At 55.1% G+C, this 19,431-nt stretch carries 17 protein-coding genes; 10 read left to right on the top strand and 7 right to left on the bottom strand.

Annotated features, from left to right (window positions below; translation table 11 throughout):
* Positions 1–30 precede the first annotated feature (30 nt).
* Positions 31–1,878, bottom strand: coding sequence for a methyl-accepting chemotaxis protein (locus E1N14_RS18910; protein WP_051546959.1), 1,848 nt, complete (start codon positions 1,876–1,878; stop codon positions 31–33).
* A gap of 353 nt (positions 1,879–2,231) precedes the next feature.
* On the opposite strand from E1N14_RS18910, the gene slyA reads away from it, so the two are divergent.
* From slyA to E1N14_RS18885, 5 genes are all read left to right on the top strand, one after another.
* Positions 2,232–2,699, top strand: a complete 468-nt coding sequence (slyA, locus tag E1N14_RS18905) for a transcriptional regulator SlyA (protein ID WP_025010189.1) — start codon at positions 2,232–2,234, stop codon at positions 2,697–2,699.
* Positions 2,700–2,709: 10 nt separating this feature from the next.
* Positions 2,710–3,768, top strand: coding sequence for an HlyD family secretion protein (locus E1N14_RS18900; RefSeq protein ID WP_028780629.1), 1,059 nt, complete (start codon positions 2,710–2,712; stop codon positions 3,766–3,768).
* An 8-nt stretch (positions 3,769–3,776) separates the two neighbouring features.
* On the top strand, positions 3,777–4,805 hold the full coding sequence (locus E1N14_RS18895; protein WP_025010188.1) for a DUF2955 domain-containing protein: 1,029 nt from the start codon (positions 3,777–3,779) through the stop codon (positions 4,803–4,805).
* 288 nt (positions 4,806–5,093) lie between these two features.
* Complete coding sequence (locus tag E1N14_RS18890; RefSeq protein WP_232785981.1) at positions 5,094–5,648, top strand: c-type cytochrome; 555 nt, start codon at positions 5,094–5,096, stop codon at positions 5,646–5,648.
* Positions 5,649–5,657: 9 nt separating this feature from the next.
* Entirely contained in the window at positions 5,658–6,710 is a 1,053-nt protein-coding gene (locus E1N14_RS18885; protein ID WP_062793685.1) for a c-type cytochrome, read from the top strand.
* 229 nt (positions 6,711–6,939) lie between these two features.
* On the opposite strand, the gene E1N14_RS18880 is transcribed toward E1N14_RS18885, so the two are convergent.
* Positions 6,940–7,335: a hypothetical protein gene (locus tag E1N14_RS18880; protein WP_025010187.1), complete on the bottom strand. Its 396-nt coding sequence runs from the start codon at positions 7,333–7,335 to the stop codon at positions 6,940–6,942.
* Positions 7,336–7,978: 643 nt separating this feature from the next.
* On the opposite strand from E1N14_RS18880, the gene E1N14_RS18875 reads away from it, so the two are divergent.
* Together E1N14_RS18875 and E1N14_RS18870 are read left to right on the top strand one after the other, a co-directional pair.
* Positions 7,979–8,359: a GFA family protein gene (locus E1N14_RS18875; RefSeq protein WP_037436873.1), complete on the top strand. Its 381-nt coding sequence runs from the start codon at positions 7,979–7,981 to the stop codon at positions 8,357–8,359.
* Positions 8,356–8,562 carry a cysteine-rich CWC family protein gene (locus E1N14_RS18870; RefSeq protein ID WP_062793687.1) on the top strand — a complete coding sequence of 69 codons (207 nt, stop codon included), beginning with the start codon at positions 8,356–8,358 and terminating at the stop codon, positions 8,560–8,562. Before E1N14_RS18875 ends, E1N14_RS18870 begins: the two co-directional genes overlap by 4 nt.
* 35 nt (positions 8,563–8,597) lie before the next feature.
* Here the strand turns inward: E1N14_RS18870 and E1N14_RS18865 are convergent, their stop codons facing one another.
* The 4 genes from E1N14_RS18865 to uvrA form a co-directional block, all read right to left on the bottom strand.
* Positions 8,598–10,400 (bottom strand): DEAD/DEAH box helicase, encoded by a 1,803-nt coding sequence (locus E1N14_RS18865; protein ID WP_062793688.1) that lies wholly within the window; start codon positions 10,398–10,400, stop codon positions 8,598–8,600.
* A 169-nt stretch (positions 10,401–10,569) separates the two neighbouring features.
* Positions 10,570–11,601, bottom strand: coding sequence for a M20/M25/M40 family metallo-hydrolase (locus tag E1N14_RS18860; RefSeq protein WP_052658186.1), 1,032 nt, complete (start codon positions 11,599–11,601; stop codon positions 10,570–10,572).
* A 73-nt stretch (positions 11,602–11,674) separates the two neighbouring features.
* Positions 11,675–12,025: a hypothetical protein gene (locus E1N14_RS18855; RefSeq protein WP_129586019.1), complete on the bottom strand. Its 351-nt coding sequence runs from the start codon at positions 12,023–12,025 to the stop codon at positions 11,675–11,677.
* A gap of 7 nt (positions 12,026–12,032) precedes the next feature.
* Entirely contained in the window at positions 12,033–14,855 is a 2,823-nt protein-coding gene (gene uvrA, locus E1N14_RS18850; RefSeq protein WP_037436858.1) for an excinuclease ABC subunit UvrA, read from the bottom strand.
* A 221-nt stretch (positions 14,856–15,076) separates the two neighbouring features.
* Between uvrA and E1N14_RS18845 the strand changes: the two genes are divergently transcribed.
* Positions 15,077–16,444, top strand: coding sequence for an MFS transporter (locus E1N14_RS18845; RefSeq protein ID WP_025010184.1), 1,368 nt, complete (start codon positions 15,077–15,079; stop codon positions 16,442–16,444).
* 34 nt (positions 16,445–16,478) lie between these two features.
* Positions 16,479–17,204, top strand: a complete 726-nt coding sequence (ssb, locus tag E1N14_RS18840) for a single-stranded DNA-binding protein (protein WP_025010183.1) — start codon at positions 16,479–16,481, stop codon at positions 17,202–17,204.
* Positions 17,205–17,267: 63 nt separating this feature from the next.
* Here ssb and E1N14_RS18835 read toward each other — a convergent pair whose 3' ends face one another.
* The gene (locus tag E1N14_RS18835; RefSeq protein ID WP_025010182.1) at positions 17,268–18,377 is read right to left on the bottom strand and encodes an oxidoreductase; all 1,110 of its coding nucleotides are present in this window, start codon (positions 18,375–18,377) and stop codon (positions 17,268–17,270) included.
* 125 nt (positions 18,378–18,502) lie between these two features.
* Here E1N14_RS18835 and E1N14_RS18830 point away from each other — a divergent pair, with 125 nt between their 5' ends.
* Positions 18,503–19,417, top strand: a complete 915-nt coding sequence (locus E1N14_RS18830; protein WP_025010181.1) for a LysR family transcriptional regulator — start codon at positions 18,503–18,505, stop codon at positions 19,415–19,417.
* Positions 19,418–19,431 lie beyond the last annotated feature (14 nt).

The raw sequence follows: 19,431 nt of genomic DNA, 5'->3' as shown, positions 1-19,431 counted from the left end.
CCACCAATCGGTGGGCTTGTCTTTAGTGAGTTAAACCTTGAATTGGCTGACCAACTGCTTGAGGCGTACCGACAGCTGCGCCAGCTCTTCACCGGCGACGGCTATCTGGGCGGCACTTTCACTGCCCTGAGCCACGCCATCATTGATATTGTTGAGATTGCGATTGATCTCGGCCGAGACGGCGCACTGCTCATTGGCGGCGCTGGCTATCTGGATATTCATCTGGGTGATGGCGGAAACCGCGGCGCGGATCTCATTGAGAGCCGCATCGGCGTTTTGCACTTCGGCAACACACTTATCCATGGTTTGATTACTGCTTTGCATCACACCGACGGCTGATTGCGCCCCTTGTTGCAGGGTTTCAATCATCTGCTGAATTTCGGTTGTCGATGCCTGAGTGCGGCTCGCCAGGGTGCGTACTTCATCGGCCACCACGGCAAAACCCCGCCCCTGCTCGCCGGCCCTGGCCGCTTCAATGGCGGCATTGAGTGCCAGCAGATTGGTCTGATCGGCAATATTGCGGATCACTTCCAACACTGAGTCTATCGCCTGACTGTCCTGCTCTAGCTTGTCGATAGCAGCCGCGGCGCCGCGGATCTCTGACTCCAGCCCGGCCATCAACTCAACCACACTGTTGACCACCTGTTTACCTGAATCTGTGGCGGCATCGGCTTGCTCTGCCGAGTCGGCGGCAACAGTGGCATTTTGGGCGACCTCCTGAACCGTGGCAGCCATCTCGTTCATGGCGGTAGCCACTTGTTCGGTTTCCCTTTGCTGCTGCTCGGCGCTGTGGCGGCTGTCGCTGGTGATGCCGGACATCTCTTCGGCCGAGGTTGCCAGTGAGTCCGTGGCTTGAGTCACCTGCTGAATAGTTTGCTGGATTTTGGCGACAAACAGATTGAATGCCCGCGCCAGATCGGCAATTTCATCCTTGCTGCTCACTTCGATACGCTTGGTCAGGTCGCCTTCCCCTTGAGCGATATCTTCCATAGCGCTGGTGGTTTGCGCTATAGGGCGGGTGATGCTGCGGGCGATAAAGAAGGCGATAACGGCGCCCGCCAACAGTGCTATGGCACCAATGGCCACCAACTTGAGTTTGATATACCAGAGGCTGGCTTCCGAGTGGCTGCGATCCATGGCGATCGCCAGTACGCCAATGGGATTATCGGAAAAGTCAGTCACCTGATGCAGGTAGAGGACATGACTATTGTTATTCAGATTTATCAAAGATTTGTCAGCATTTCCCTGTTGTACTTTCTGCAGCAGCGCCGCGTCTTTGAAAGCCGCGGTTTCAAAGGTTCCGCCAAAACGGCGGTAACCGCTGCTGTCAGGTGTCAGCAGGGCAATTTCGGCCTGGTAATTCTGTTTGAAGGCATCGAAGAAAGGCTGGCCGAATGACATACCAAACTCAACTGAACCTGTGTGTTGTCCCTGATAAGTCATTGGAGCCAGGCCGCGGATCCCGAGGCCGGCCACACCCTTCTCGAGCCCCATTATCGGCTGCTTGCTGTTGTTGGTCTGCACTACGGTTTGGCGAAACCCTGAGAGATCGTCACCGAACTTTTCCGGTTTATGTACCCTGAGGAAAGAGGTGGCCGGTGGCAGATGGAACTGAAACTGCTGCACGGCAAAATCCCGTTTCAATGGGGTGAACAGTTGTTGGCTGCGGTTGTTGAGTGAGTCCCTGTCGCCGAAGGCGAATTCCTGCTGCATTTCCGGGGTGTTGGCCACCACTGTGGCCAGCGCCTCGGCCAATCTGCCTGAAGAGTCAATTTCAGCAATCGCAGTTTGATACAGCTTATGCAGTTCACGCTGCTCGGCATTGTCAATTTGGCCGGAAAATTCCGACAGTACCAAGGGCATGATAAAGCTCATCATGGCGATAAGCACGGCGCAGATCCCCAGCACGATTCGAGTGCCGATTTTCAAATGTGAGAACAAGTTAGCCTCCAGGCATGGGAGTGATTAAAACGAGGGCGCAGGATCTCAATAGCCTTGTAATAGCCACCGACCTTGCGCTGGGCTCATTGTACCTTCACCGGGTCAAACAAGGTTGGAAAATTATAGTGGCCCTTGTGTTAACTGATTGCGACGTATGACAAATTTTTGTCTCGATCCGTTTACTTACTGAACAGATGTGCGAGGCAGATCGGGTTTATTTTCGATCGGCTATTTACTTAGCAGGCTAAATAAATAAAATACTTAGCCTGCTAATTAATCAGTTAATCAAGATGCACAGATATATAGAACAGCTGACCGAGACTTCTCTGGGAGAGCGCTTGGGGCGTTTACACAGGTTGTGGCGCATGGTCGCCGATAACGAGTTGGCGCCTCTGGGGCTGACCCATCCTCGCTGGACCGCGCTGTGGAAGCTGAGACGCATGGGCGACCACATCAGTCAGAAGCAGCTGGCCGAGTCTCTGGAGATAGAGCTGCCTTCTTTGATGCGTACTCTGGGGCAGTTGGAGCAGCAGGGGTTGATCACCCGCCACAGCTGCGAGCACGACAAAAGGGCTCGCATCGTTTCCATGACGGCCCAAGGAGAGGAAGTTATTCGCTCCATGGAAGCCAGAATCATCCAGGTGAGGGCCAAGCTGCTGGTGGGTATAGATCCGGATGAGCTGGCCCATTTTGAAGCCGTGATCACCAGGATTTGCGATAACGCCCAGCATCAGCTGCAGCAAGAACAAGATAAATGAGAGAGACTTTATGACGCCAGATCAACAATTTGCCAGACTCGTTAAAATTTCCATGGCAGGCTTTGTGCTGGTCTTTGCCTATTTCATGTTGGCGGATCTGGAGATGCCGCTGACGCCGCAGGCGATGGCGACCCGCACTGTGGTCAAGATAGCTCCTCAAGTGAGCGGCCCGGTGCAATCTGTGGCCGTGGCCAACAATCAACATGTAGAGGCCGGTCAGTTGCTCTTCGCCATAGATCCGGCCCCCTTTGAGCTCGCGCTTGAGCAAGCCAAATTGGCGCTGGAGCAAGCGATGCAGGATAACGCCGAGCTGGATGCCGCCATAGAGGCTGCCAGAGCCGATGTCAGCGCCAATGAGGCCATGTTGCAACAAAAACAACGTGAGGCCAGGCGCCTGGATGCACTCTATGCCAGCAATGGTGTGTCACGCCAACTCAAGGATCAGGCAGATACCGATGCCAGTTCGGCGCTAGCCAAGTTGGCAGCCTCCAAGGCGCAGTTGGCCAAACTCAAGGTTTCCCGGGGAACAGCCGGGACAGAGAATCTCAAGTTGCGCCAGGCCCGCAGCCGTTTGGCTCAGGCGGAATTGGATCTGAGTTACACCAAGGTGCTGGCAGAAAACGAAGGCATAGTGACCAATCTGCAACTGGCCAGTGGCAGCATGGCCAACAAGGGCCAACCTGTATTAGCCCTGGTGTCGGAACAGCTGGACATCATTGCCGATTTTCGCGAGAAAACCCTCAGGGGAGTCGAACCGGGCACTGAAGCCTGGGTGGCGTTCGATGCCGAGCCAGGCAGACTCTACCCCGCCAGGGTCAGCAGCCGCGATGCTGGTGTCAGCGCCGGACAATTCGACGCCAATGGCATGTTGGCGACACCGACCGAGTCGGATCGTTGGGTGCGGGATGCCCAGCGTCTGCGTTTGCACTTTGAACTCCTGGGTGAAGAACACCCCATGTTGGCCGCCGGCTCCCGTGCTACGGTACAACTACTGCCGGACAATAGTTTCTACCGTTTCATGGCCAAGCTGCAGATCAAGGCAATCAGCCTGCTGCACTACATCTATTGAGGTGGCCGATGATCCTGCGTCACCACCCCTTGACTCAGAATGAGCTGCGCCAGTGCCTGCGCATAGCCACCGGCGCCAGCCTGGGCTTTCTGATCTGTAAGCTGATGAATTGGAATTACGGGGTGTTTTACACTGTCACCCCCATGTTGTTGCTGGGACTGGTACCTGTTATGAACGGCCATGCGGCGCGTCAGTTGCTGGCCGCTGCGGCCATCTGTGGGATTGAGGTTGGCATCATAGGCGGTTTGCTTGGCAGCCATCCGGCACTGATGACCTTGATTGTCTTCGTACTGTTTCTGTATCGCTTTGCCTGTATGTCCCGTGGCGCTCTGTTTCTATTTGGTGCCAATGGGGTGATCAGCCTCAGCATCATGCTGCATTTTGCCAGCTATCCGGATACCGATCTTAACGATCTCATCTTCGGTAACTTTTGGGCCAGTGTACTGTCTGTGTTGATAGCTTATTTGATGACAGTGTTGATCCCGGATGTTGAACCTCGCAGCGCTTATGTGCCCGGGCCCAAGCAGCCCCACAGAATGCGCCATGAAGCGCTGATGGGGGCCAGTGTTGCAACCCTGTCCTTTCTGATATTCCAGGCTTTTGATCTGCGCGACTCCATGTCGGCTCAGGCAACTACCTTACTGTTGCTGTTCCCCATGCATTGGAATGGGGCTCTCGACTACGCCCGCAAACGGGCAATGGGCACTGTACTCGGGGTGGTATACGGGATGGCGGTGCAGCTGTTTCTGTATGATTGGTCCGGTGTGCTTTTGTTGGTCGTACCCATGCTCTGGTTCGGTACCCTGTTGTTTGCCCAGGCCCATGTCAAAGAGGCCAGTGGCTCGGCGGTGGGCTTTGGTGCCATGACCACCTTGGGAATACTGTTCGGCCAATACCTGACTCCGGGGAATGATCTGATCTTCAGTGCCCTGTATCGGGTGAGCAGCATTCTGGTGGCCATAGTCGGTACTTTACTGGCCTGTTACCTGTTACATCATTTTCTCAACAGTTTTGAGGCGACCCGCTTTGGAGAGTAATTACTTCTAAACGAGAATCGTTATCCAATACATTGTTAGAAAAGGGTTTTTTATAAAACTCAAATCGTAAGCAAATATTTCAAAGCCTGGGATTCATATGAGCTGCAAACCTTATGGCATCTGGATTGTGCCCGGTTACCCTGGTTTTTTGATATTTATCGCAAACTTCTCATATATGTGATTTGGATCTATGCTATAGCCCTTACTCATAATGGGGGATAACAGATGAAATCAATCACGCTCGCCGCAGGTGGCCTGCTGCTGCTGGCTCAGTCCATAGGAACCGCTATGGCAGCACAACCGGCTATGCCACCACAGGCCGCGCTTTGTGGCAGTTGCCACGGCCCTCAGGGACAGGGCGTAGAGCCGCTGGGCCCAAGGCTCGCCGGACTTTCCAGCCAATATATTCAACAACAGATCAAGCTGTTCCAGGCGGGGACCCGCCAAAACGCCACTATGATGCCCATGGCAATGACTCTGCAGGGTGATGAGGTTATCGGCCAGGTGGCGGATTACTTCTCTGCCCAGAGCGTCGCCGAGGTCAAACCCAAGCTCAGAGGTGAGCAAGTGGTATTTGCCGATCCGACTGAAAAACTGGTGTATCAGGGCGACTGGACCCGGAACCTACCCGCCTGTGTAACATGTCATGGCCCGTCAGGCCTGGGTGGCGGCACTTTTCCAAGGCTTGCCGGTCAGCAGGCCAGCTACATCAAGACTCAACTGCACGCCTGGCAGGATGGCACCCGTAAAGGTGATGTCGATGGCATGATGGAGCATGTTGCCAAACAGCTCGATAGCGCCGAAATCGACGCTATCGCCAGTTATTTTGCCAATCTCAAGTAAGGACGCAGCATGAAAAAATCTACTCTGTTTATCATGGGTGCTGTGGCCGCAATGACAGCTCAGGCCCAGGCCGAGAACCTTCCCGATCGCCAGGCGCAATTGCCTTCTTCTCCCAAGGTGGAGGGACAGGAGTATCTGATCCCCAGACCGCTGGATGCCATTCCGGCCGGTGCCTTTGGTGACAAGGTGCGCAAGGGCTATCAGCTGTTCGTCAATACTCAGCAACTGCGGGATAAATACGTCGGCAATGAGCTGAACTGTGTCAACTGCCACATGGATGCCGGCCGTAAGCCTAATGCTTCTCCTATCTGGGGTGCCTATTTCGCTTATCCTGCTTATCGGAAGAAGAATGATAAGGTCAACAGCTTCGAAGAGCGTATCCAGGGCTGTTTTACCTATTCAATGAACGGCAAGGCGCCAAAGAGCGGCAGCCCTGAGTTGGTGGCCTTGTCTGCCTATGCCTATTGGCTTGGGGTCGGTGGCTTGATGGATCAATACGGCGTCAAAGGCGAAGTGCCTGAACTGGCCGATGCCGAGCTTATCAAGGGCGGCAAACGGGAAGACTTCCCTATTCCTGAAGCCATTAAGCAGCAATTGACGGTAGAGCAACGCGCCAATCTGCCGGGCCGGGGTTACCCTTCAATCCCCAAACCTGAGCAGGCCTATGACCCTGCCCGTGGTGAGCAGGTTTATCAGGCCCATTGTCAGGCATGTCATGGTGCCGATGGCCAAGGTCAGGCGATAGCCGGTGTATATGCCTTGCCACCTCTTTGGGGGCCTCAGAGCTTTAACTGGGGCGCCGGAATGCACAGGGTTAACACGGCTGCCTTCTTTATTCACGAGAATATGCCACTGGGCAAGAGTATGCAGCTAACCACTCAGCAAGCCTGGGATGTGGCTGCCTATATCAACTCCCATGAGCGTCCTCAGGATCCCCGCTTCAAAGGAAAGCTCGAGGAAACCCAAGGCAAGTATCACAAGCATGCCGGTTACTATGGTAAAGAAGTAAAGGGTATCTTGCTGGGCAAAGAGGCTTATCCAGTCTTCCCCAAGAAGCAGTAAGCTCAGAGCCTTAATCTATTCAGCGCGCCCATAGGCGCGCTTTTTTATACCTGGCTGCAAGGAGTAGGGATTGCAGCTCTGCTGGCTATAGACCACCGAGGGGACAGGCATTAAATAGCCGGGAGGGCATAGAAATAAATAGAAAGGCCGGTCTCAGGGGAATGACCGGCCTTGGATACTAATGGGCTCAAACGGAGATGAACCCAGGCATCATGCTCTGCTTAGATGATCAGAGGTTGTTTTCCAGGTACTGGCGGATAGCTGTGTCGTTAAAGACACAGGCGTGGTTGCCGCCGAAACCGACTTCGAGTGCGAAAACGCCATCGCCGATACGCATGTTCTTGGCTTCTTCGGCATTGTCGTTGATGTTCTTGATATGCAGGGTCTTGATCTGCGCAACAATCTCTTCCTTGGCGTCCTGGTCGTTGGCGAGTTCTCTGAACGCGGATTTGACACGATCCAGTGCATAGGTGGGCACGTACATGATCTCTTTGGCGCTGTCGAAGCTGTCCCAGTCAAAGGTTACGTCCAGGTCGGCATCCAGAATGCTTTTTATGTCCTGCTTGAACTCAACCACATACTGCTCTTCGATAGAGCGCTTCCATTGTTTTTCTTGTAAACCCATTATTTCCTTCTCTATAAGTTGAGGAGAGCGCGTACTGGCTATTCAAGCAACCGATTTACGCCCCCAAATCATATCCCTTGGTTTGTTTCCAAGGAGGTAAACCGGGGCCAGTCTACCTATTTTGTGGCATGGGATCCATAGGGTTATAACCGAAAAATGCTTCCTTAAAAATAAATTAAAAACTCAGCTAATCAATGAGGTTGGTTGTTTCTGTCCGGTGACAGGCTATTTGTTCGCGAATAGAAACACTCGTTGGCAACTCTCTAGCGGCGATGACAAATCCTCGCTGTTATAGGGGCGGTAAGCAGCTTGGCCGCTATGCTTAGCGTCATACTGAGGCAGTGGTCGCCGCGCCTTATCACTGACTCCTGGGGGGGGGAATTCGGCATTGACTTGAGCTGGGGCGTAGTAGATGTGGGCCGCAGTTTGCTCCATTATGATAGGGAGTCTTGGCTATTGGCTGCAGCAATATCGGGGGAAATGCTTACTCTTTGTTGGGAAGATTACTTTCTTTAGCTTGGCAGTTCAGCTTCTGTCTATTGGCAAGGGTTTTTCCCTGGGGCAAGATGAATTCAGCCGTATGCCGTTTTGCTCGAATTTTCAGCATAAGCTTGCCCGTTCAATCAGGATTACAGGGATTGTCATGACTCAGACTCACTATATTGCCCGTTGCCATTGTGGCGGGGTTCAGTTGGCGCTCACTTTTCCCGAAGGAGTGAACAATGTTCGCCGTTGTGATTGCTCCATGTGTCGCCGCCGCGGTGCGCCGGTAGCTTCTGTGTCCTTGGCCAATCTCAAGCTGGTGAGCGGCGCAGAGCTGCTCAGCTGTTATCAGTTCAATACTCATACCGCCAAACATTATTTCTGTAGTCGCTGCGGTATCTATACTCACCATCAAAGGCGCTCGAATCCAGAGGAGTATGGCGTTAATCTGGGGTGCATCGACGACTTGGATCCTTTTACCTTCAAGGATGCTCCCGTGATGGATGGCATCAATCATCCCGCTGACAGGGAGGCTTCATGACCGAAAAGTCTGCTGCTCGTTGCCCTGTATGTCAACAAGCCAACCAATGCGCCATGGCGGCCGGGACAGATCCTGCGCTTTGCTGGTGCATGAAGGCTGATTTTAGTTACCTGGAACTGACCCTGCGGGATATTCCCAAGCACAGTTGTATCTGCCGACACTGCTTAATCAATATAAAGAAAAATGCCGCTCACTATGAGTGAGCGGCATTTTTACCGAGTTGATTTAATCCGCTGGATCAGCTGCGGTCATCACGACGACGGGGCTTACGATCCGGACGGCGTTCGCCCGAGTGCTTGCGAGGGCGACGAGCCGGGCGCTGTTCACCTTCGAAGCTCTGGCTGCCGGCTTCACGGATATTGATAGGTTTGCCACATACCCGTACTTTCTTCAGGTGTGCCAGTACGTCTTTAGGCATGCCGGCGGGCAGATCGACTGTAGTCAGAGAGTCAAACAGTTGGATTTGGCCTATGTAACGGCTGTCTATGCTGGCTTCATTGGCGATGGCACCCACGATATTGCCCACACCCACGCCGTGTTCACGACCCACATCCAGTACATAACGGCACATCTGCAGATCCGGGTTATCCTTCAGGGAATCGGCCTTGCCGAGATCTCCGGGAACCGGACGAGAGTCACGACGGCGCGAACCACGATCTTCCCGTGAACCACGATCGTCGCGTGAGCTACGATCATCACGGCTGTCACGCTGACGCTCCTGGATCGGAGGCAACTGCAGCGGACGCTCCTGCTGTACTTGTTGCAGCAGTGCGGCCGCCAGAATATCTGTGTCCACTTCCAACTGCTGACACAGCTGAGCCACGGCGCCCTTCATAAAGTCCAGCTCTTCGTTGGCTATGGTGGCAGCTACCTGATCGCCCAAACGTGACAGACGGCGCTCGGCCACAGTCTCAGGGCTTGGAACCTTCATTGGAGAAATACGGCTGTTGGTGGCACGCTCAATGGTGCGCAGCATGCGCATCTCTCTGTGAGTCACAAACAGAATCGCCATCCCGGTACGACCGGCGCGGCCGGTACGACCGATACGGTGTACATAGGCTTCGGTATCGTAAGGGATGTCATAGTTGACCACGTGACCGATACGCTCAACGTCCAGACCACGGGCAGCAACGTCGGTGGCAATCAAAATGTCCAGCTTACCGGACTTGAGTTGATCCACGGCGCGCTCACGGGCCTGTTGATTCATATCACCGTGCAGTGGTGATGAGGCGTAACCGCGGGCTTCCAGCTTCTCGGCCAGTTCCACACAGGAGTTACGGGTACGCACGAAGATGATGATACCTTCGGTGTTTTCCACTTCGAGCACACGTACCAGGGCTTCCAGTTTATTGTGCTGAGACACCTGTACAAAACGCTGTTCAATGGAGTCAACCGTGGTGTGGCTGGCGGCAATGCTGATGGTGGCAGGGTTGTTCAGGTGCTTGTTGGCAACCCGCTTGATCTGCTCAGGCATAGTGGCAGAGAACAGTGCCAGCTGACGCTCGGCCGGAGTATGATCCAAGATCCACTCGATATCGTCGATAAAGCCCATTTTCAGCATTTCATCGGCTTCATCCAGCACCAGAGCTTTGAGGCTATCGAGCTTGAGGGTGCCACGGCGCATATGGTCCATGACTCGGCCTGGAGTACCAACGACTACCTGAGGGCCGCGACGCAGCGCCTGCAGCTGTTGGTGCATGCTTTGACCGCCATAGATAGGCAGTACATGGAAACCTTTCATGAATTTGGCGTAGCTTGAGAAAGCTTCAGCTACCTGTACCGCCAGTTCGCGGGTTGGTGCCAGCACCAGAATTTGCGGTGCGTTGAGGTTATGATCTGTTGCATTAAGCAGAGGCAGAGCAAAGGCGCCGGTTTTACCCGTACCTGTCTGTGCCTGGCCGAGAATATCCTGGCCCGCCATCAGGGGGGCGATACTCGCAGCTTGAATTGGGGTCGGGTTCTCGTAGCCGAGCTCGTCTAGAGCACGCAGCAACGCCTCGGAGAGGCCGAGTTCTCGGAAAGTTTTTTCACTGGATGACATGGGTTGTAGCCTTGTGGACGCGTCCGGATGACGCAGAAAGTTTCACAGACAGAAAATCAACCCCGTGTCGATTTCCCGCACCGAAAACGCCAGATTATAACAGCGAAATCTGCTTCTTTCCACGGCTAAAGGAATTTTTATGGCAAATTTAAAGCAAATAGTAGGCCAACTATCGGTTTTGTAACTGCTTAGTTGGCAGTCGCAGCAACTGTTCCGCCGCCTCGGCCACGGCGCCGATGAAAGGATAATCCAGTCTGTCTGCCGTGTCGTCACGGGTATGGTACTGGGCGTGGGCTGGAACGCCGAAATAGAGCCAGGGGATCCCAGCCTGGTGGAAGGGATAATGATCCGAGGCCCTGAGCCAATCGGTACGCTGCACGCTGCGACCAATAGGGCGCGGATGACTGGGACGAATGCACAGCCCTGTGCCCGCCATCAGTGCGGCGCTGAAGTCATCATAGTGGTGGAAATAGCGGCTGCCTTCGAGGTAGATGGCATAGGGAAGCCCGGGCCTGCCTATCATATCCAGATTGACCGCCAGCGAGATGTGCTCGGCAAAACCGCTCTGTTGCAATGCGCTCACCAAGGCCTTGCTGCCATAGAGTCCCGGCTCTTCGGCGTCACTGGCAATAAACAGCAGGTTGTAGCGACTGGGCGCTTGTTTGACTCTTCGGGCTATGGCCAACAAGGCCGCCACGCCAGAGGCGTTGTCGTCGGCTCCCGGATAAAAGCCCGGGCCGCGATCGCCCAGATGATCATAGTGGGCAATCAGCAGGCGCCACTCAGTGGTCGGCTGGGCAGCCGGCAGCCAGCCCAGCAGGTTGATGCCCCGAGCGTCGGCAAAGCCATCGACATAGTTGAATGAGTGTTGAAAGCCGCTCAGAGTCTCGGCCAGGGGCGGAAATACCGAAGTGGGTGGCTGCAGGCCGATTTGTTCAAAGCGTTCCGTGAGGTACTCACGGCTGAACGACGCCCCTTGGGTGCCGGTGCGCCGACCTTGCAGCCTGGGCGAGGCCAGCACTTCGACATCCTGTTGCAACTGCTTCGTCTCGGCCCAGCTCAGCAGAATCTCACCGCCGCAGCGTTCGGGCGAGCTGCTGCAACCGGCAGCAAGCGCCGGCAATATCAATAGGAGTGCCCACAGCGGGGGAGGGATAGAGAGTCCCCACATCTGCGGGCGGATAAAGAGTGTCATCGGCATCCTGCCTCCGGCAACGGCAATCAACTCAAGCTATGTTGCAGTTTATACCATTCCCCAAGACGGCTTTGCCTGCTTATTTGGCGAGTTGTGCCATGCCGCCCTGATAGCCGGGCGGTGGGGTGTTGCCGCCGCGGCTGGCCGAAGGTGTCTCGGTTTCCGCTCGGCCCTTGAGCTTGAACACCTCAATACCCGATACCAAATGGCGCTTGGCGCCTATGGTGACCAGAGTCGCCGGGGGCAGGGCACTGGGTTCAACCAGCGCCGTGCGGCCATCGGGTAGGGCAACCGTAGTGCCGTCCGGGCCGGAATGCACTACTTCACCCAAATAGCGTTTGCAGTTACCCACCAAGGGATCAAAAGCCGCCAGCAATAAACCCGCCATACAGATAACCAGGGCCAATAACAGCAGTCTGTTGCCTGTCACAGTCACCTCACAGCATAGGTTTAAGGAAGCGGGCGGTATGGGACTCTGGATGCTCGGCTACCTGCTCTGGGGTACCGGCCACCAGAATGGTACCGCCACCCGAACCGCCTTCCGGCCCCAGATCCACTATCCAGTCAGCGGTTTTGATCACATCCAGATTGTGTTCAATCACCACTATGGTGTTGCCCTGGGACTTGAGTCTGTGCAGTACATCCAGCAGTAGTTGGATATCGGCAAAGTGCAGCCCTGTGGTGGGTTCATCCAGAATATAGAGGGTCTTGCCGGTATCCCGCTTCGACAGCTCTTTAGCCAGTTTGACCCGCTGAGCCTCGCCGCCGGAAAGGGTAGTGGCGCTCTGGCCCAAACGTATATAAGACAGACCAACATCCATCAGGGTTTGCAGTTTACGGGCAATGGCCGGCACCGCATCGAAGAACACACGGGCTTCCTCGACCGTCATTTGCAGCACTTCGTGAATGTTCTTGCCCTTGTACTTCACTTCCAGCGTTTCACGGTTGTAGCGCTTGCCCTTACAGACATCGCAAGGCACGTACACATCCGGCAGGAAGTGCATCTCTACCTTAATAAGGCCGTCACCCTGACAGGCCTCACAGCGGCCGCCCTTGACGTTGAAGGAGAAACGCCCCGGCTGATAGCCGCGGGTACGGGATTCCTGAGTCGCCGAAAATAGCTCGCGGATCGGGGTAAATATGCCGGTATAGGTGGCCGGGTTGGAGCGCGGCGTGCGGCCTATGGGGCTCTGATCTATATCCACCACCTTGTCGCACAGTTCCATGCCCTCGATACGCTCATAAGGCGCCGGCTCTTCGGCGGTGGCGCCGTTGAGCATGCGATGGGCAATCTTGAAGAAGGTGTCGTTGATCAGGGTGGATTTACCCGAGCCGGATACCCCGGTGACACAGGTCAGCAGCCCGACAGGGATCTCCAGATCTACCTGCTTGAGGTTGTTGCCACTGGCACCGAACAGCTTGATCATCTTGCCGGGATCGCAGGGCACCCGACCTCCGGCCACGGTGATCTTTTTCTTGCCGGACATATATTGGCCGGTGACAGACTCTTCACAGGCCATGATGGCGTTGATGTCACCGTCACAGATCACTTCACCACCATGAACCCCGGCGCCTGGGCCGATATCGATAATATGATCCGCCATGCGGATGGCGTCTTCATCGTGTTCAACCACAATCACAGTGTTGCCCAAGTCCCGCAGGTGAGTGAGGGTGTTGAGCAGGCGCTCGTTGTCGCGCTGATGCAAACCAATCGAAGGTTCATCGAGTACATACATCACCCCGACCAGACCGGCGCCAATTTGGCTGGCCAGACGGATCCGCTGCGCCTCGCCACCTGAGAGGGTTTCTGCCGAACGAGACAAACTCAGGTAGTTGAGGCCGACATTGACCAAAAAGCCCAGGCGATCGCCCACTTCCTTGAGGATCTTCTCGGCTATCTGTGCCTTTTGCCCCTCGAAGCTCAGGGTGGCGAAGTAGTCGCTGGCCTCGCCAATGGACCAGGTGGTCAACTCCGGCAGATTGATATTGCCGATAAACACATTGCGGGCCTCTTCGCGCAGGCGTGAGCCGCCACAACTGGAACAGGCCTGATTGCTGATGTACTTGGCCAGCTCTTCACGCACCGAGTTGGACTCTGTCTCCCGGTAGCGTCTGTCCATGTTATTGAGGATGCCCTCGAACGGGTGGTTGCGAACCACTACATCGCCGCGGTCGTTGATATAACGGAAGGCGACATTCTCTTTGCCTGAGCCATAGAGCACTATCTTCTTCACCTTGGCGGGGAGATCGCCAAAGGGTGTTTCCACATCGAAGCCGTAATGCTCGGCCAGTGAGGTGAGCATCTGGAAATAGTAGAAGTTGCGTCTGTCCCAGCCTCGAATGGCGCCGCCGGCCAGCGACAGTTCGTCGTTGGTGATTACCCGATCGGGATCGAAAAACTGCTGCACCCCGAGGCCGTCACAGGTCGGGCAGGCACCCGCGGGGTTGTTGAAGGAAAACAGCCTGGGTTCCAACTCGGCCATGGAGTAACCACAGTGAGGGCAGGCGAAGTTGGCGGAGAACAGCAACTCTTCATTGCTGCCTTCCTCCATGCTGGCCACAGTGGCCACACCGCCGGACAGCTCCAGTGCGGTTTCGAAGGATTCCGCCAGCCGCTGCTGCAGATCCTCGCGTACCTTGAAGCGGTCAACCACCACATCGATATTGTGTTTTACGTGCAGATCCAGTGGCGGCGGGTCGGACAGATCGCACACCTCGCCATCGATACGGGCGCGAATATAGCCCTGGGCCGCCAGGTTCTCCAGTAATTTGACATGTTCACCCTTGCGGCCCTGCACTACGGGGGCCAACAACATCAGGCGCTCGCCTTCGGGGCGTTCCAGTACCTTGTCTACCATCTGGCTGACGGTTTGTGCCGCCAGCGGCTGGCCGTGAACCGGGCAACGAGGCTCACCCACACGGGCAAACAGTAATCTGAGATAGTCGTAGATTTCGGTAATGGTTCCCACGGTAGAACGGGGGTTGTGGGAAGTGGACTTCTGTTCAATCGAGATCGCCGGGCTCAGGCCTTCGATATGATCCACATCCGGTTTTTCCATCAGGCTCAAAAATTGGCGGGCATAGGCCGACAGGGATTCCACATAGCGCCGCTGACCTTCGGCGTAGAGGGTATCGAAGGCGAGAGAAGATTTACCCGAACCAGATAAGCCTGTAATAACAATGAGTTTGTCTCGGGGAATGGTCAGATTGATGTTCTTGAGATTGTGGGTTCTGGCACCGCGAATGTCTATCTTGTCCATCAGTCTCTACTTTGGCTAATCACTGGAGAAAAAGAGCACAAGTATCACATATTTTGCGCTGTGCCGATAGCGGCGGCGCATTTGTCCTACTGACACCTTACTGTCAGTAGCAAGCCCTCAGCCGTGGGCTGAGGGCGACTTGGGTTTTTCTCTTTGAGCTGTTCAAAACCTTCGTGGTAACATGCGCTCCCTTAAAAAATTCTTAATCCAGGGCAAAAACTATGGCCAACGGTGGACTTTCCGGCACAGAAAGAAAAGTCGCGTTCTCATTAGCCAGTGTATTTGGGCTGCGCATGATGGGCTTGTTCATGATCATGCCTGTCTTCGCGCTCTATGGACAAGATCTCAAAGGCTTCTCACCTCTGTGGGTGGGTATTGCCATCGGCGCCTATGGTCTGACTCAAGCGATACTGCAGATCCCCATGGGGATACTGTCAGACAGAATTGGCCGCAAGCCGGTGATCCTCGGTGGCCTGTTGGTGTTTGCCCTCGGCAGTGTCCTGGCGGCTATGTCCGACAGCATTTATGGCGTTGTCGCCGGCCGCGCCTTGCAGGGTATGGGGGCCATCGCCGCCGCCGTGCTGGCATTGGCGGCAGATCTCACCCGGGATGAGCAACGCACCAAGGTGATGGCCATCATAGGCATGTGCATAGGTTTCTCCTTTGCCTTGTCGCTGCTGGTGGGGCCTGTGGTGGCACAGCATCTTGGGCTATCTGGCTTGTTTGCCCTGACGGCTGGCTTGGCGCTGCTGGGTATGCTGATAGTGCAGCTGCTGGTACCCAACCCTGTGGCTCATGCGCCCAAGGGCGATACCATGGCGGAACCGGGCAAGCTGAAAAATATGCTTAAAGATCCGCAGTTGTTTCGCCTCGATGCCGGTATTTTTATTCTGCATTTGGTACTGACGGCGGTATTCGTGGCATTGCCGCTGGACTTGGTGGACGCCGGCCTTGCCAAAGAAAAGCACTGGATGCTGTACTTCCCGGCCTTTGTCGGCGCTTTCTTTTTGATGGTGCCGCTGATCATCATCGGCGTGAAGCGCAATAATACCAAGGGCATGTTCCAGTTGGCCCTGCTGATCATGTTGGCTGCCTTGCTGGCGATGGCGCTGTTTTCCCATAGTCTTTGGGTGTTGGCGGTAGCCATAGTGGCCTTCTTTACCGGCTTTAACTACTTGGAAGCCTCGCTGCCCAGCCTGATCGCCAAATTTTGTCCTGTGGGCGCCAAAGGTTCGGCCATGGGGGTGTATTCCACCAGTCAGTTTCTCGGTGCCTTCTGTGGCGGTTTGCTCGGTGGGGGCGCCTATCAAATCATGGGCGCTGCCGGGGTATTTACCGTGGCGGTGGTGCTGTTAATTATCTGGCTGGCATTGACCCTGGGAATGAAAAATCCAGTGTTGCTCAAGAGTTACACTCTGGAGGCTCAGGTGAACGGCCGCGAGCATGCGCAGAAGATGGCCGCCGAGCTGTCTGCGCTGCAAGGGGTTGCCGAAGCCATAGTGGTTTTGGAAGAAAAAGTCGCCTACCTCAAGGTGAACGATCAATTCGATTTAAGACAAGCCAGAGCTGTGTTAGGCTCTGTCAATTAAGCTAAGTATTACGTGAAAATCGCAGGAGATTTCGATGGCCAGTCGTGGTGTTAATAAGGTAATTCTGGTGGGCAATCTGGGACAGGACCCAGAGGTGCGCTACATGCCAAACGGCAACGCCGTAGCGAATATCACAGTGGCCACCAGTGAGTCATGGAAAGACCAGCAGGGCCAACAGCAAGAGCGTACCGAATGGCATCGGGTTGTCATGTTCGGCAAGCTGGCTGAAATTGCCGGTGAATATCTGCGCAAAGGCTCGCAAGTGTATCTGGAAGGCAAGCTGCAGACCCGCAAGTGGAAAGATCAGAGCGGTCAGGACAAGTACACCACTGAAGTGGTTGTTGATATGGGCGGTACCATGCAGATGCTGGGTGGCCGTAACCAAAATCAAGGTGGTATGAGCCAAGGCGGCAATCAGGGTGGTATGAACCAAGGTGGTATGAACCAAAGCCAAGGTAGTTACGGTGGTGGTCAGGCACAGTCTCAATCTCAATACAATGCGCCACAGCAGTCCGGCGGCTATCAGCCCAAGCCTGCCCAGCAACCGCAGCAGCCACAACAGCCACAACAGCAGTACAACGCGCCGCAGCAGCAAAGCTATGGTCAGCAGCAGAACTCAGGTTATGCGCCCAAGCCACAGCAGCCAGCGCCGCAACAACAGGCAGCTCCGCAACAGCGGCCGGCACCACAGCCTCAGCCACAACAGCAGAACTACACGCCGGATCTGGATGACGGCTGGGATGATGATATCCCGTTCTGATATCGGCACTTGTGCTTGATACCGCAAAAAGCCACTGCAACTGCAGTGGCTTTTTTGTTGGAGTTAGTTTTTCCTGGCTTGTTCTGTCAGTGCCGGTATCTTCACCAAATATTCCAGCGCCTGCTCGGTGAAGCCCAGCTTTAATAGATGCTCACGGCTGAATGGCGCTTGCTTAAGAGGTGCTCCGGAAAGACTGCGCTTGAGCCAATCCGGGTTGCCTATGGCCGCAGAGCCGATGGCAACCAGTTCGGCACCCAGGTTGAATGCCCGTTCGGCGGTATGGATATCTGTGATAGCTCCGGCAAACATTAACGGAACATGGCCATGATAGCCTTGGCGAATCTGTGTCAGCAACGGGCCTGCCTGTTTGTCTTCATTGGCTTGTTTGAAGCTGTTCCCCATGGAAAAGTGCAAATAGTCGAGCGCCTCTTCGGCCAGTAGGTTGGCGACTTCCAATTGGTTGGCCAGGCGGATGCCGCTCACATTGGCGTAGCTCTCGGGAGACAGGCGTACACCAATCAAAAATGAGCGCGGCAGACGCTGCCGGATACCGCGAATAATATCTATGATGATCCTGGCGCGATTGCGGCTGCTGCCGCCCCAAATATCCTCGCGCCGATTCACCTCTGGGTTAAGAAAATTACACAGCAGGAAATGGTGGGCGGCATGCAGTTCCACACCGTGCAGTCCCGCGGCATAAGCCCGCTCGGCAGAGTTGATAAAAGCTTGAATAAGCTGCCGGATTTCCTCATCCTGCAGCTGTGCTACCCCACTTGGATATCTTGTTCCCTGTGCTATTGCTGAGGGGCCTTTGGGGCCTTCTGCGTTCAACTCGGGGAGGGCCCGCAGGCCGCCATGGTGCAGCTGCACCAACACCTTGGCTTGGTTGGCTTCGGCAGAGCTGGCCACGGGGAGCCAGGATTGCTGCTGCGCCTCAGTCATCAGGGCCGGTTGTCCAGACCAGCAACGTCCACCGGGCAAAACCTGGGTGGCAGGGGTTATCAGCATGCCAAAGCCCCCTTGGATACAGAGCTGCAGCCACTGCAACTCGGCTTGGGATGGGTCGCCATTGGCTGCGCTCATATTGTGGGTCAATGGCGCCAATACCGCACGGTTTTTAAGGCTCACGCCGGCGTTGCCAAAGAGGAACTCGTGTTTCAGTGAAGCTGACATCTCACTTTTCCTTTTGTGTCCAATCTATGCCTCTACTGTACATCTGTCGCTATGGGAAATAATCTGTCATTCAGGAAATGTATTCGCTCCTGGTGGGAATGAATTGGCACTTGAGGGGAACAACAATGGATCATCATAAGCTGGACAACCTTTATCTGATGCGGCTTTTTACCCTGATTGTCCGTCTGGGTTCCTTTGCGGCCGCCGCCCGCCAGCTACAAATCACTGCCGGTAAAGTTTCCAAGGATATTCACTTTCTGGAACAGCGACTGCAAACCCGGTTGTTGCACCGCACAACTCGCAGCCTGACGTTGACCGATGACGGTGAGCTGTATTTTCAACAGGCCGAGCGGATCCTCGAGCTCAATGAGCAGCTGCTCGATAGCCTCAGTCGGCGCAGGCATGAACTGGCCGGCGAACTGAGGATTACTGCCCCGGAACTCTGGGGCGAGCTGGTGTTGACTCCCGTGCTGCTCGGCTTCAAGGCCAGGCATCCGCAGGTAAGCATAGTGGCCGAGTTTTCCAATCGAGCGGTAGACCTGCTGCAAGATGGGTTTCATATCGCTTTTCGCAGCACCCAGCTCTCGTCAGAGCCCTATATTGCCAGGGAACTGGGGCAGGACGAGTCGGTTCTCTGCGCTGCACCGGCTTACTTGGCATCACGCCTTGCTCCGGCTCAACCCGGCGACTTGTTGCAGCATGAGTTGGTCACTTTGGCGCAGGGAAACAGCCGAAATGAACTTTGGTGTTTTGAACATTCCGCAGGCCAACAGCAGCTTGAGGTTCGGGGCTCTTTGGTGTTCAACAACAAGAAAGCTATCCATGCCGCGGTTTGTCATGGGTTTGGTATAGCCAGATTGCCCAGGTATCTGGCCGAGCCCAGTCTGAAACAGGGAAAGCTGCAAACCGTATTGCCCGAATACAGGCTCAAGAGCGCCACTTTTTATGCGCTCTATACGCAGCGCCGCCGAGAGTCGGCACTGATCCGGGCCTTTATTGATGCGGTAGAACAGGCTCTGTCATTGCAAGCGCTCGCTTGATATGAAGCTGGCGG

The organism is Shewanella algae (assembly GCF_009183365.2).
In the GTDB taxonomy this organism is placed as follows: domain Bacteria; phylum Pseudomonadota; class Gammaproteobacteria; order Enterobacterales; family Shewanellaceae; genus Shewanella; species Shewanella algae.
This window is presented reverse-complemented; position numbering and strand designations above follow the sequence as displayed.